This window comes from Mycobacterium sp. NGS40 (genome assembly GCF_059812735.1).
The window spans coordinates 45,165-58,561 of the sequence record NZ_JCALDG010000018.1 but is presented as its reverse complement, the minus strand read 5'-3'; the positions used below and the strand labels follow the sequence as shown (position 1 = coordinate 58,561).

At 67.3% G+C, this 13,397-nt stretch carries 15 protein-coding genes; 5 read left to right on the top strand and 10 right to left on the bottom strand.

Annotated elements, in window-relative coordinates; all coding sequences use genetic code 11:
* Positions 1-1,095 carry a glutamate--cysteine ligase 2 gene (locus tag AC5Y5O_RS23955; protein WP_096286504.1) on the bottom strand — a complete coding sequence of 365 codons (1,095 nt, stop codon included), beginning with the start codon at positions 1,093-1,095 and terminating at the stop codon, positions 1-3.
* A gap of 15 nt (positions 1,096-1,110) precedes the next feature.
* On the bottom strand, positions 1,111-1,542 hold the full coding sequence (locus tag AC5Y5O_RS23950) for an anti-sigma factor antagonist (RefSeq protein ID WP_423790870.1): 432 nt from the start codon (positions 1,540-1,542) through the stop codon (positions 1,111-1,113).
* Between the two features lie 156 nt (positions 1,543-1,698).
* On the opposite strand from AC5Y5O_RS23950, the gene AC5Y5O_RS23945 reads away from it, so the two are divergent.
* A complete protein-coding gene (locus tag AC5Y5O_RS23945; RefSeq protein ID WP_096286506.1) occupies positions 1,699-2,319 on the top strand; it encodes a TetR/AcrR family transcriptional regulator in 621 nt (206 codons plus the stop codon).
* A 13-nt stretch (positions 2,320-2,332) separates the two neighbouring features.
* On the opposite strand, the gene AC5Y5O_RS23940 is transcribed toward AC5Y5O_RS23945, so the two are convergent.
* Entirely contained in the window at positions 2,333-2,998 is a 666-nt protein-coding gene (locus AC5Y5O_RS23940; RefSeq protein WP_096286508.1) for a DedA family protein, read from the bottom strand.
* Positions 2,995-3,849, bottom strand: coding sequence for an SGNH/GDSL hydrolase family protein (locus AC5Y5O_RS23935; protein WP_165796346.1), 855 nt, complete (start codon positions 3,847-3,849; stop codon positions 2,995-2,997). The genes AC5Y5O_RS23940 and AC5Y5O_RS23935 overlap by 4 nt, the downstream gene beginning before the upstream one ends.
* A gap of 102 nt (positions 3,850-3,951) precedes the next feature.
* Between AC5Y5O_RS23935 and AC5Y5O_RS23930 the strand changes: the two genes are divergently transcribed.
* The 3 genes from AC5Y5O_RS23930 (at position 3,952) to AC5Y5O_RS23920 (ending at position 7,576) form a co-directional block, all read left to right on the top strand.
* A complete protein-coding gene (locus AC5Y5O_RS23930) occupies positions 3,952-5,598 on the top strand; it encodes an acyl-CoA synthetase (RefSeq protein ID WP_500027745.1) in 1,647 nt (548 codons plus the stop codon).
* Positions 5,591-6,664 carry a permease gene (locus tag AC5Y5O_RS23925; protein ID WP_096286514.1) on the top strand — a complete coding sequence of 358 codons (1,074 nt, stop codon included), beginning with the start codon at positions 5,591-5,593 and terminating at the stop codon, positions 6,662-6,664. Before AC5Y5O_RS23930 ends, AC5Y5O_RS23925 begins: the two co-directional genes overlap by 8 nt.
* Before the next feature lie 108 nt (positions 6,665-6,772).
* Positions 6,773-7,576, top strand: coding sequence for an IclR family transcriptional regulator (locus AC5Y5O_RS23920; RefSeq protein ID WP_096286516.1), 804 nt, complete (start codon positions 6,773-6,775; stop codon positions 7,574-7,576).
* A gap of 9 nt (positions 7,577-7,585) precedes the next feature.
* Here the strand turns inward: AC5Y5O_RS23920 and AC5Y5O_RS23915 are convergent, their stop codons facing one another.
* From AC5Y5O_RS23915 to AC5Y5O_RS23890, 6 genes are all read right to left on the bottom strand, one after another.
* On the bottom strand, positions 7,586-8,425 hold the full coding sequence (locus AC5Y5O_RS23915) for a polysaccharide deacetylase family protein (RefSeq protein ID WP_500027799.1): 840 nt from the start codon (positions 8,423-8,425) through the stop codon (positions 7,586-7,588).
* 121 nt (positions 8,426-8,546) lie between these two features.
* Positions 8,547-9,272 carry a 3,4-dihydroxyphthalate decarboxylase gene (phtC, locus tag AC5Y5O_RS23910; protein WP_096286522.1) on the bottom strand — a complete coding sequence of 242 codons (726 nt, stop codon included), beginning with the start codon at positions 9,270-9,272 and terminating at the stop codon, positions 8,547-8,549.
* Positions 9,269-10,075: a 3-(cis-5,6-dihydroxycyclohexa-1,3-dien-1-yl)propanoate dehydrogenase gene (gene hcaB / locus AC5Y5O_RS23905; protein WP_096286523.1), complete on the bottom strand. Its 807-nt coding sequence runs from the start codon at positions 10,073-10,075 to the stop codon at positions 9,269-9,271. The genes phtC and hcaB overlap by 4 nt, the downstream gene beginning before the upstream one ends.
* Entirely contained in the window at positions 10,075-10,302 is a 228-nt protein-coding gene (locus AC5Y5O_RS23900; protein ID WP_096291027.1) for a dihydrodiol dehydrogenase, read from the bottom strand. Before AC5Y5O_RS23900 ends, hcaB begins: the two co-directional genes overlap by 1 nt.
* A 20-nt stretch (positions 10,303-10,322) precedes the next feature.
* Positions 10,323-10,850, bottom strand: a complete 528-nt coding sequence (locus AC5Y5O_RS23895) for a 3-phenylpropionate/cinnamic acid dioxygenase subunit beta (RefSeq protein WP_096286524.1) — start codon at positions 10,848-10,850, stop codon at positions 10,323-10,325.
* Positions 10,847-12,190 (bottom strand): Rieske 2Fe-2S domain-containing protein, encoded by a 1,344-nt coding sequence (locus AC5Y5O_RS23890; RefSeq protein WP_096291028.1) that lies wholly within the window; start codon positions 12,188-12,190, stop codon positions 10,847-10,849. Before AC5Y5O_RS23890 ends, AC5Y5O_RS23895 begins: the two co-directional genes overlap by 4 nt.
* 267 nt (positions 12,191-12,457) lie before the next feature.
* Here AC5Y5O_RS23890 and AC5Y5O_RS23885 point away from each other — a divergent pair, with 267 nt between their 5' ends.
* A complete protein-coding gene (locus tag AC5Y5O_RS23885; RefSeq protein ID WP_500027742.1) occupies positions 12,458-13,393 on the top strand; it encodes a Rieske (2Fe-2S) protein in 936 nt (311 codons plus the stop codon).
* Positions 13,394-13,397 lie beyond the last annotated feature (4 nt).

Genomic DNA, 13,397 nt, shown 5'->3' with positions numbered 1-13,397 from the left:
TCAGCCCGCGGTGGCGGCGGCGGCGTCGTCGATGACGTCCATCATGTCGCCGCGTTGTTGCCAGATCTTGCGCTGCCGCATCGCCCCGTTGCCCTGCGTCAGGATGCGCTCGAGTTCGGCGGTGGCACGGTCGTATTCGCCGAGATCCTCGAGCGCCGGACGCACTCGTTGCAGCAGGGCATCGAGCTGCTGACGGGCCGGCACCGCCCGGTGCTGGTTCGCCGGGTCGAGCAGGTGTCCCGACAGCCCGTCGTGGGCGGCCTTCCAATACGCCGCCCGCATTGCCGCCGGTGGCAGTCGGCCGCCGTCGTCGCCGCGGCCGTCCACGTTCAGCGCCGTCATCACCGCGGCCCGGATCAGGGTGGCCAGCAGCACCGTTTCCTCGACCGTCGCCGGTACGTCGGCCACCCGCACCTCGACCGTCGGGAACTTCGCCGACGGGCGCACATCCCAATAGATCATCTTGGGATCCAAGATCACTGCGCTGTCGACCAGCATCCGCACGGTGCGGTCGTACTGCTCTGGTGAGGCGAAGAACGGCGGCGGACCGGCGGCCGGCCAGCGTCGCCACAGGATGCTGCGCCAGCTGGCATAGCCGGTGTCGGTATTGCGATACAGCGCCGAATTCGCCGACAGCGCAAGCAAAGACGGCAGCCACGGTCGTAACCAGTTACTGACCTTGATGGCGGCAGCCCGGCTGGGTACCTCGACGTGCACGTGGCACCCGCAGATGCCTTGCTCGTGCGCGATCATCCCGAACTCTTCCCCGATCCGCCGATAACGCTCGGTGTCGGTGAGCGGGAACTCGTGGGGTGTGACCGGGGGGAGCCCCAGGGCCAGCAGCCGTACTCCACTGGCCTCGGCCGCCTGCGCCGCGGTGCGCCGCAGCAGGGCGAGTTCCGCATGCAGTTCGGCGCTGCTCGCGGCCACACCGGAGGCGGTTTCGACTTGGCAGCTGCTCAATTCCAGCTGCAGCTCGATGCCCCGACGCCGGGCCTGCGCGGCCACCTCGTTGTTGGATGGGGCGGGTTCGCCCGTTTCCGGGTCGACGAGGAGAAATTCCTCCTCTACGCCGAAGCTGGGTAGGTGATACATCCAGCGCCCGGGGAGTTAACGAGCCAGCGCTGAGTCCACGGTCGGGTACACGGGCAACATGCCGCTGAGCCCGCACGCGTCGACGACTCGGGAAACGATCCGCTGCGGGCTGACCAGCCGCAGTTCGATTCCGCGCCGGCGCAGGGCTGCTGCCGCATCGGCCAGCACCTCGACCGCGCAGCAGGCCATGAAATCCAGCCCGGTGACGTCGACGATCAAGGGGCCGGGGGACGCGACGACGCCGGCCGCTTCGTTGACCAGATGGCGCCACGTTTGCTCATTGCAGGCGTCGATCTCGCCGCCGGCATAGATGATCACGGACGCGCCGCGGCGATCCGTGGTCGCCCGCAGCGTGCTGTGCGGGTCGCCGAGCTCGTAGACCAGGCGGGTGCTGAGCATCAGCCGCGGGCCCGACGTGGGGGGAGCATGATCGGCAGTTGTCTTCATTGGGGACTCCTAATCGACCGGCGCCGACGGCGCCGCGATGGATGTCCGTCCTAGTGTCTGAAGACAGACTTTCCGCGAAGTGCGCGGATCTCCTTTGTATAACGAGACAGAGCGGTCTGTCTACATGTGGTGGTTAAGAGTATCGTAAGCCGAAATATGGAAAATTCCGACATCGTGCCGGCCGCACCGTCTGCCCGTGAACGGATATTGAATGCGGCATATGAGCTGTTCAGCCGGCGTGGGATTCGTGCGGTCGGCACCGACGAGGTAATCGACCGCGCCGGTGTCGCCAAGGCGACGTTGTACCGGCATTTCGCGACGAAGAACGACCTCGTGCTGACCGTCCTGGAGCGCCGCGAGGAAATCTGGACGCATGGGTTGATCGAGGCGCAGTCGGAGCAGCGCGGCACGACGCCCGAGGAACAGCTGCTGGCGATCTTCGACGTGATGCACGAGTGGTTTCACCTCCGCGACGGCTTTGAAGGCTGCTCGTTCATCAACGTGCTACTCGAACTGGGCGCCGATCACCCCGCCGGGCAGGCGTGCATCGCACACATCGACCACGTCCGCGACATCGTGCGCCGCCGGGCGCTGGCCGCCGGGCTCACCGATGTCGAGGACTTCGCCTCCTCATGGCACATCCTGATGAAAGGGGCCATCATTCTCGCGGCCGTGGGCGATCTGGAAGCTGCTCGGCGCGCGCAGAAGATGGCCGTCGTTCTGATCGAGCAACACCGGCCGGGCGCTGTGATCGAGCTGGGGGAGGCGACCGGCTAGGTCGCGCGGGCCGTCAAGCGGCGTCGGCGGCCGTGGTTCCGGTCTTTTGCGCGTGTTCGGCCTCGAGTTCGGCGATCGCGCGGGATGTACGCTCGCGCAGCAGGATTGCGGCGATCAGGCCGACGATGATCGCGATGACCAGGGCGATCCAGGAGAACCGCTCCAGCCATCGTTCGGCGGCCATGCCCGCGAAATAGACCAGCGCGGTTGTGCCGCCGGCCCAGCAGATGGCGCCCGACACGTTGGCGGCCAGAAAGCGCTTGTAGTGCATGTTCAGCGCGCCGGCCAGCGGCCCGGCAAAGATCCTCAGCAGGGCGATGAAGCGGCCGAAGAACACCGCCCGGATTCCCCAGCGGTCGAATAACCGCTCGGCCAGCATGACGTGCCCCGGGCCGAAGTGCCTCGGGAAGCGCTGGCCCAGCCTGTCGAAAAGGCCCATGCCGAATCGGCGCCCGATCGAGTAGCCGATCGAGTCGCCGATCACCGCACCGATCACGGCGGCGACGCCCACACCGATCGGGTTGACGGCAAGGTCGTGATGGGACGACATCAGCGCCGCGCTGACCAGAACGATCTCCCCCGGAAGCGGGACACCCAGGCTTTCCACTCCGACCACCCCCCCGACCACGAGGTAGACCGCGAGCGGCGGGATGGACTGCAGCAAAGCCTCGACGTTCATGGATCAAGGATGCCTGACTGACGTCCGCCCTGTGCCGCAATGTCACCCCTGGGCGCGGCGTCGGGCGGCCCGCTGACCGGTTCCAGCTCGGGGCGTTTGGGGAACCGGCCGTCGGCCGCGGACAGGCCGCGCATCCGTCGCCACAACCAGGGGAAGAAATTGTCCTGCGTCCAGCGCAGCTTGCCGTAGGCGCCGTCGGCGATGGACAGCTGGGTGGGATTGGGGTGTGCTGCGGCCCAATCATGGCTGCTGTCAGGCAAATTGAGGGCCTCGGCGGCCGCGGCGGCGAACAGAATATGGCCCTTGGGGGACGCGTGCACGCGGTCGTAGCTCCAGGTGTCCCAATCGCGCATCGAGGCCGCGTTGTACAGGTCGATCAGCTTGAATCCGTAGCGGCCGGCGGCGACGGTGATCGCGTTGTTCATCCGGGCCAGCCGTTTGGACACGATGCGGCCGAACGGCAGGAATTGAGCGACGTTCGGGAAGGTCGTCGTCACCACCGTCGCGCCCGATCTGGCCAGCGCGGCATAAACGTAGTCGAGCTCGGCCAGCGCCCGCGGGAATTGTCGCCCGGGCTGGATGACGTCATTCATGCCGGCGCAAATGGTGATCAAATCCGGCTTCATCGCCAGGGCGGGTGGAATTTGCTCCGTGAGCACATCGCCGAGCTTCTTACCGCGGACCGCGAGGTTGGCGTACTGCAGCCCGGGGTAGAGGGTATCGAGCATGACGGCGAGTCGATCGGCAAAGCCCAAGAGGCCGGTGGTTTCGTCACCGTCCCAAAGACCTTCGGTTTGGCTGTCGCCGAGGGCGACGAACCTGGAGTATCCGGCCCGCATCGCTCCGTACACGATGCCGAGACTAAACCCGTTGCTATTTCCAGTGCGTGACATCCACCGCGAAACGCTGTTGTAGCGTGACTCTCGCCGGACCACGCGGCGTGAGGAGAGGTAGTGGAATTCAATCTCGCCCAAGTGTTCTCGGCTGTTGCTGCCGCCAATCCCGATCGCGACTGCATTGTATTTGGTCACCGACGATTCACTTACTCGCAAACTGACGAACGGGCCCGCCGGCTCGCTCGGGCGCTGAACTCGTGGGGACTCGGCGTGCGCCGGGAACGCCACGAGCTGGCCCCGCACGAATCCGGTCAAAGCCATCTCGGCCTGTACCTGGCCAACGGCAACGAGTACCTGGAGGGCATGCTCGGGGCGTACCAGGCGCGGGTGGCCCCGTTCAACGTCAACTATCGCTACGTCGCCGACGAATTGGTCTATCTGCTGGGCAATGCCGGCGCGGACGCGGTCATGTACCAGGCGCGGTTCGCCCCGACGCTGGCTGAGGCGCTGGATCGGCTGCCGTCGATGCGGCTGATCCACGTCGACGACGAGTCCGGGAACGATCCGTTGCCCTCCGCGGTGCGGTACGAGGAACTGCTGGCCTTTTACGGCGGGGGGGCGTCCGACGAGCCGCTGGACCTCGCGTTGTCGCCCGACGACCTCTACGTTCTCTACACCGGCGGCACCACCGGGATGCCCAAGGCGGTGCTGTGGCGCCAGCACGACATCTACATGAACGCCATGGGCGGGCGACCGCCGTTCGGCGGCGACCCGGTGACCAGCCTCGACGACATCGTCGAACGCTCGCGTCCGGGCGGACCCGCGTCGATGACGTGCGCGCCGCTGATGCACGGCGCGGCACAGTGGGCGGCGTTCATCAACCTCTGCAGTGGGCGGCCGTTTGTGATGGCCCCGACGACCACCCATTTCGATCCGGCCGAAGCGTGGGCGCTGGCCAGCGCCGAACGCGTGATGTCGCTGTCCTTCGTCGGCGACGCCTTCGGGCGGCCGCTGATCGACGCGCTCGAGTCCGGGGACTACGACCTGTCCGGGTTGCTGATTCTGGTCACCGGCGGAGCGGCGCTGAGCGCTCCGCTCAAGCAGCGATTCCTCGATTTGCTGCCGCAGTTGACGATCCTGGACGCGGGGGGATCGTCGGAGTCCGGGAACCAGATGGGGCAGGTGTCCAGCCGCCAGCAGGGCGGCAGCGGCCGGTTCGCCCCGAACCCGGGTGCGGTGGTGGTCAGCGAGGACATGACCCGGATTCTGTCGCCCGGCGACGACGAAATCGGCTGGCTGGCCCAACAGGGCCTGATACCGCTGGGCTACCTCGGCGACCCGGACAAGACCGCCCGGACCTTCCCGGTGATCGACGGGATCCGGCATTCGGTTCCCGGGGATCGGGCCCGCTGGTTCGCCGACGGCGAGATCGAGTTGCTGGGCCGCGATTCGGTGACGATCAACTCCGGCGGCGAGAAGATCTTCGCTGAAGAGGTCGAAGCCGCGATCGCCGAGCATCCGTCGGTGTACGACGTGATCGTGACGGGCCGGCCCAGCACCCGGTTGGGAAACGAGGTCGTCGCGATCGTCGCGCTGGCCGAGGGCCAAACCGCGGATGCCGACAGCATCCTCGCGGAGGCGGCCCGCCACATCGCGCGCTACAAGCTGCCGAAGGCGATCGTCTTCCGCGACCGCCTGCAACGGTCGCCGTCCGGCAAGGCCGACTACCGGTGGGCGAAAGCCCAAGCGGCACAAGATGTCTGAGCAGAACTGGGTGCCCCGGCAGATTCGGGGCCGCGCGGGCGTCGCGATGGGTGTTCTCGTCACGGTGGCTGTGTTCGTCGTGGGGCTGCTCTGGGCGAAGTGGACGCCGTACCTGGCCAGAGCCTTGAAGGCGCAGCGGACTCACCACTGGTCGGGGTCCAACATCCTCGCGGTCGGTGGCGTCCGCGCCGGGGACGCGCCGACGTGGCATGCGGCCACGACGTTCTTCCACGCGTACTTCGCCGCGATTTGGCCTGCGCTGGTGGTGGCGCTGCTGATCAGCGCGTCGGTTCAGGCGCTGGTGCCGCGGGCGTGGCTGCCGCGGGTGTTCAACCGGCGCGGGCTGATCTCGAGTGCGCTGGCCGGGGGAGTCGCGAGCATGCCGTCGATGATGTGCACGTGCTGCGCCGCGCCGGTCGCTGTCACGTTGCGGCGCACCGGCGTCACGCGCGCCGCGGCCATCGCCTACTGGCTGGGGAACCCGTTACTGAATCCCGCGGTACTCGTCTTCCTGTTCTTCGTCGCCCCCTGGCAATGGACAGTGACCCGGGCGGTGGTCGGTGTCGCGACGGTGATCTGCGTGGCCGTCTCGGTGGGTGTGGTCACGGGCGCGCGGGGCTCCGGACCGCCCGTGGCCGAGGCGATCACGCCGGCTGGTGATGAATCTGCCGGGCCGGCAATCAGATTCGTGCGTTCCCTGCTCTGCCTGTGTCTGGTCCTGTTGCCGGAATACGCGATCATGGTGCTGGTCGTCGGGGCGTGTCGGGGCTGGCTGGTGACGTTGACGCAACCGTCGCATCACGGTCTGCTGATCGTTGTGGTCGCGGCGATTGTCGGCACACTGCTTGTCATTCCGACGGCGGGGGAGATACCGATCCTGCAGAGCCTGGCGCTGCTGGGGCTTTCGTCGGGGCCGATTGGTGCACTCCTGATCACACTTCCCGCGATCAGTGTTCCCGGTGTGGCGATGGTCGCCCGCAGTTTCGGATGGAAGGCGATCGCGACCGCCACGGGCACGGTCGTCGCGATGGGGTTACTCGGCGCTGGTGTGCTGAGCGCGTTGTAAGGCCGTGGCCTCCGGCGGTATGCCTCGCGAGTGTGGGGCCTAGGGACGGGTTCAGGGCGGAATTGGTGCGTAGGCCCCACGCTCGGCGCAACGGGTTACCGTGAACTCGTGCCGAAGAAGGAGCAGCGGGCCCGCGGCGAGCCGGCCGCCGATTCGCTTGTGCCGCAGTATCCGATCGAATCGGTCGACAATGCGCTCAAGCTGCTGCTCTTGCTGGGTGAGCAGCCACAGATCCGGCTGAGCGAGGCGACCCGATATCTGGGTGTGGCATCCTCCACCGCGCACCGGCTGCTGGCGATGCTGACCTACCGCGGGTTCGTTCGTCAGGACCCGGTGTCCAAGGCCTACCTGCCCGGTCCGTCGCTGACCGGCGTGGCGTTTGCGATCTTCGGCCGGCTCGACATTCAGGGCGCCGCCACGCCGATCATGCGTGCGCTGTCCGACCAGATCCGCGAAACCACGCACGTCGGCATGCTCGACGGCGCCAATGTCCGTTTCGTCGCCGCCGTCGAAGGCCCCGCCGCGGTTCGGGTGGCCTCCCGACTGGGACGCACAATGCCGGCGCACTGCACCTCGACGGGCAAGGTGATGCTGGCCCAGCTGTCGCAGCCGGAACTGCATGCGCTGCTGCCCGACGAGCAACTCGAGTGCATCACCGCGCGCTCGATCGCCGGTCGCGCCGAGTTGGAGGCCGAGCTCGCCCGGGTCCGCGAGCGCGGGTATGCGATCAACCACGAGGAAAGCGAGGAGGGCGTCGCCTCGGTCGCGGTGCTGATCCCGACTCGTGCGCCCGGCCTGCGGCTTGCGCTCAACGCCGCCGCACCGCAGCACCGGCTCGACGGTACCAAGCACGCACCGGTAGCGGCAGCACTTGCCAAGGCGGCCAGGGAAATTGGTGACCAACTCGGCTGAGACAGCCGCTTAGCTAGCGAAACTCGGTGTCCGGTAAGGGATTTCCGGACGCAGGAAAACGTCGTTGAGGGTGACGGTGCGCAACCGGCGGGCCCGGATGATCTCCACCAGCTGCCCGTACACTCGGGTGACCGGCGCGTGGTTGAGATGGCCGATCACGATGTTCTGCGGCGTGAAGTACTGGTTGGCCATCTTGACGATCTGGTCTTCGGAAAGCACCGCGGAATCCCGCAAGTCACCATTCCACAGCGTGGGTATCTGGTAGCCGAGGTCGGCGGCCACCGCGTCGACCACGGCGCTGTGATGGCCGTAGGGCGGCCGGAAGTAGGGTGCGGCGTCCACGCCATACGTATTGCGCAGGAACACGTCCGTGCTCTTGAGCTCGTCGGCAATCTGCTTGGGCGACAGCTTGGTCAAGTCCGGGTGCGTCCAGGTGTGGTTGGCCAGCTGAATCTGTCCGGATTCGACGAGCGGTCGAAGCAGCGGTGCGTTCTCCGTCCAGGACTTGAAAACGCCGGTGACGAAATAAGTGAGCCGCACGCCGCTGTCCTTAGCGAACTGGGTGTAGAGCCGCACCACATCGGTGTCGACCCCGTCATCGACGGTCCAAGCCAACAGATCCCCGTTGCCGGGAAGCTTGCTGAGCGCCGCGCCGCCGGGCGGCGTCACCCGCGACGCCGGGCCGGGCGGGGGCAGCAAGTTGGGCGGCGGCGGGGCGACCGGGTTCGGCGCGGATCCGAGAACGTCGGCGCGCGCGACCGTCTCTTTGGGGCCGTCGGCGGACGACCACGAGATCCCGGTCACCGCAACGGTTGCCGCCACCGCGACCAGGAACCGTCGCCGGTCCAATTCGGTCACGTGTGCACTCCTTGATCCAGTTCAACCTTTGCAAGGCTAAGCTGGCCGCCCCGGCAATCCCGCTCGTAACCGTCGAGTGTCGCCGGCAGATATGAACTTGTGACCTTCGTGGTCAGTCGGCTCGCAGCCGGGCGACCTCATGGCGCCAGGCGGCGTCGGTGGTGAAGGCCGGCCCCAGATCCGGCAGGTCTTCCCAGTCGGCGTCGTCGATGTCGTGCAGCGTGCCTCCGGCCGAAAGCACCCGCAACGCCATTCGGGCCAGCCCGTCGACGCTGATCGCCTGCAGCACCGCCTGCTGCAGTGTGGCTGCGGCACTGGTGATTCCGTGCCCGCGAAGGATCACCACCGGGCGGTCGCCCATCGCGGCCACCATCTCCTTGGCCAGTCCTCGCGTGCGGATCAGCACCGCGCGTTGGTAAACCGGGACGCCGTCGCGCGCGAGCCACGCGCCAGCAATGTCATATGCCCCATAGATCGGCCGGATCGTGACGCCGGCCAGATCCGCGGCGACGACCGCCGGCGGATGCAGATGCGCGACGGCGAGGTGCTGGGCATCGGCCAGCATGGTCTCGACGTGGATGGGCAGTTCATTGGGGACCCGGTAGCCGTCGAGTTCGCCGGCGGCACCCGCACTGCCGTCGAATCGGACCAGGCGGATGTCGCTGGGCGCGGTGAAGGCCACCCCGGTATCGGAGTCGCTGCGGCAGCGCACCAGTAGCCGGTCGTCGTCGACGCGCAGGCTCAAGTGGCCGAGCATCCCGTCGACCAGGCCGCGGGCCGCGGCGATGCGGCAGCCCAGGGCGACCAGCGCGCGTTGGCTGTCCAGGTCGCCGGTCATCGTGGCTGCGCCTTCGGTGTGCCGATGCCGAATCCGCCGTCCGGGTGGATGGTCTCGCCGGTGATGCCGCGGGACCGGTCGGAGGCCAAGAACAGATACGACCAGGCGTGATCCGGGCCGGAGAGCGCGACGTTCAACGGGGTGCGGGCGGCCACGTCGCGCGCCCGATTGGGGGCGTCGTCGAGTCGGGTGTCCTTGAGCCCCAGGCTGTTCAGGCCACGCAGGTCGGTATTGAGCGTGCCGCCGGGTGCCACGCCGTTGACCCGGATCCGGGGCGCCAGCTCGTGAGCCAGCGACGCGACCAGGCCGCGCACGGCGAACTTCGAGGAGACGTACAGCACGCCACCGCGCCCGGGGTAGTACGACGACGCGGACTCGGTCAGAATGATCGACGGCCCGGTCCCGTCGCGCAGGGCCGGTACCGCCGCCTTGACGGACTGCAGATGGCTCAGCACGTTGGTGCGAAACATTTCGTCGAAAGCGACCGCGAGGTCGTCGGCGTCGAGGTCGGCCACGCCCCGGTAGAAGTCGAAGACTCCCACGCAGTTGACCAGGATGTCGAGCCCGCCGAAGGAATCGACCGCCGCGGCCACGGCGGCGTGGTTGGCCTCGCTGGTGATCGCGTCTCCTTCGACCACCCACACGTCGGGTAGCTGTGCGCGCAGCGCATCGCACTTGTCTGGATCGCGTTCCAGTACAGCAACTCTGGCCTCTTCGGCGATAAAAGCGTCCACGACGGCCCGCCCGATTCCGGATCCGCCGCCCACGACCAATGCACGTTTGCCGTGCAACCAGGTGGTCACTAAGGGTCGGGGAGCAGCGGCGCCGGGGAGTTGCCCACCATCGCCGCCATCGTCGCGGGGTTCTGCCACGTCAGCGCCTCCACCTCTAGTGCGTCCAGGCTGATCCACCGTCCCGTCCTCGGCGCGCGGATCAGCAGCCTCGATCCATTGCGGGTGTCAACTCGCTGTATCACTACTTCGGTGAATTCGTTTGCGACCGCGAGCGGTTCGCCGACCGCACCCGCCATCAACCGCTCGAGTTCGTCGTTCACAGGAACACCGCCAGGTTCTGCATCCGCAACACCGACTCGTCGGCGCTGATCGTGCGCCGCGCGAGTTTCCATCGATCATCGCACCAGCGCAACAGGTCCTCGCGCCCGCACGACATCAGCGCGCTCTCGTTGACATCGCCGCGACTGCGGAACAGCAGTTCGGCGGATTCGACCACCAGGTGCTCGGCATCATCGGACTCGAATGTACGCACGTTGGTGATGAAGTGGCGTAACCGCGACGGCGGATCCTCGGCCCACACGTGGTCGGTGCCCATTCGCGCCACCCGCTGGCTCAGCGAGTACTTGTCCTCGTCGAAGTGAGCCATCCCGGGCGAGGTGTCGAACCCGGCTCCGCGTGCGGTCGTGACGCGTACCGGCATCCGGTAGCGGACGTCGTCGGTCAGGGTGTCCAGCCACGCCTCGTAGTGCTTGGCATCCAGCAGGTAGGCCTCGTCCACCAGAAACTGATGGGCCTGAAGATGCCGGGTGTCACCAAAGGGCAAGGACCGCAGGGCCTTTCTCACGCGGTGCCCCCCTGTAGGTAATCAGCCCACATCTTGAGCAGCTCGCGCTGGTTGTACTCGTTGTAGCCGACCTGGGCGCGACCCGGGCCGTGGAAGGACTCGGCGGGCAGCGCCTCGGCCACCGGACGATCGTCGGACAGCAGGCCCATCCGGCTGTTCAGCAGCATCCGTCGTGCCATCGAGCCACCCGCAGTGGTGGTCAGCGACACCCAGTTCTCCACGTCGTCTTGTTCGAACATGCCCGTCGAGCCGAAGCACATCAGATAGGCCTTGTAGGAATCACGCTGGTACTGCGGGGGCGCGGCGGAGTCCACCGCGAACCACGAGCAGACTTCGGTTTCGTGCTCACTGATGGGCTGCCACAAGCGGATTGAGATAAAGGGCAGCACCTCGTCATGCCGGTCGTGAACCTTCGGCCAGTTGTGCACGAAGCTCAGGTTGGGAAAGCAGGTGGCCGCCGAGATCATGAACCCGTCCTCGCCGACCACCCGCTGTTGCTCCGGCGTCCACACGCCCTTGATCCGCCCGATCATCTCGTCGGGGTAGCCGACGTAGCGCATCCGGTCCTCGAAGCTGCCCGGTGGAAGCTTGTACGTGGTGCCGCCGCCGCGATGTGCCCAGTAGGTGGCGCCGTCCTTTCGCTTCTGCGCCTTGGGTTCTCGGAACAGGCCGATCTCCACGATCGACGCGTGCGTGTGCGGCGTGTGGTACATGTCGCCGGAGAAGTTCTCGGCACCGATCTTCCAGTTCGCCTTGATCCGCCAGCGCTGCGGCCCCCGCACTTGCAGGCCGCCCGTGCTCTGCCTGCTGTAGAAGTCCAGATAGAAGCGGAAGTCGCCGAGGAAGTCCTCCAGCGGCTCGGCATGCGGATCCAGGCTGATGAACAGCAGGCCGTTGTAGCTGGCGAAGTTCGGTGCCGGCAGCAAGCCGTGGGCGCTCCTGGGGAAGCCCTGGTCGCCGCCGTAGGCCTCGCGGTGGAACGGCAGCCCGGTGAGCCGCCCGTCGTTGCGATATGTCCAGCCGTGGTATGGGCAGCGGAAGTTGGAGGCATTGCCCATTTCGGCGCGGCACACCTGCATGCCGCGGTGCAGGCACATATTGAACAAGGCGCGCACCTCGCCATTGCCGTCGCGGGTGAGGATGAACGAGTCGTCCAGAAGCCGGCGCACCACGTAGTCGCCGTCCTGCGGGATCTCCGATTCGTGGCCCACGAACATCCAGGCGCGGCTGAACAGCCGCTCCTTCTCGAGCGCGAACAGCTGCCGGTCGTTGTAGATGTGGGCGGGGATCAGTCCGCGGCGCACGTTCTCGAACAGGCCGTCCTCGACGACGTCTGTCATGGCCACCTCGCCCTCTGTTCTACAGAAACATCCTCCACTCAGTAGAATCCCGCGTTAAGCCCCGGCTGGTCAAACATGACCGGTCAGGGCGTTCAGCCGCCGGAAAGGAGCCTCGGGGGCAATTCACAGGCTTCACACAACCGGGCGTCCAGCGCCCGCGGCTAGCGTTGGTCACGGTGCATCGAGGGGTGTGTGAGGGAGCTTTAACCTGCCGTTTCGTAGCTCCCGCCGCCATCTGTGGCCTCTTCAGGGGGAAGGACTGTTTCCATGGCTCTTCGGACCAGTGCTCGACTACGGAATCTCGGACCGCGCGCGTTGGCCGCTATCGGCCGCCAGCAGTGGCTGGACCGGCCCAGTTACCGGCTGGAACACGCGCTCAGCTTCGCCTTCAACGGATTGGGACCCGCCCGCAACACCGTCACCAACGCGCTGCACGGGGTCTGGCTCGGGCACCCGGCGCATCCTCCGCTGGCGTCGCTGACCAGCGGGGCGCTGGCCACCACGGTGGCCCTCGACGCGCTCAGCGCGGTGCCCGGCCGCCCCGCCCACGAAATGACCGACGCCGCACGGTTCGCCTCGCGCGCCCTGGGGGTCGGGATCGCGGCTAGCGTCGGTTCCGCCCTCACCGGCGCCGCCGATTGGCAGCACACGCACGAAAAGGACCGCCGGGTGGGCCTGGTGCATGGCGTGGTGAACCTGGTCGCGACCGGGCTGTACGCGCAGTCCTGGTGGGATCGCCGCCGGGGTCGTCACCGTCGCGGCATCGCGCTCACCGCGCTCGGCTACCTGATCACCGTCGGCGGCAGCTATCTCGGCGGCGCGCTGGTGTTCGAATCCGGCATCGGCATCGACCAGTCCGGCCGGCGGCTGAGCACCAGCGAATGGACGCCGGTGCTGGAGGCGAACTCGTTGAACGGGAAGCCGGTCCGGGTCGAGGTCGACGGCGTGGGGCTGGTGGTGTGCCAGACCAAGCCCGGGGAGGTATCGGCGTACGGCGAGTTCTGCCCGCACCTGGCGGCGCCGATGGCTGACGGCTGGGTGGACCGCGGCCGCATCGTATGTCCTTGGCACGGTTCATGGTTCGCGGCCGAGTCGGGCGAGGTGCTGCGTGGCCCGTCGGCTGCACCGCTGCCGTGCTACGAAGCCAGGTTGGCCAACGGAATGGTCGAAGTTCGCGGCGAGGCGCAGCCCAGCGGGACATAGGGAT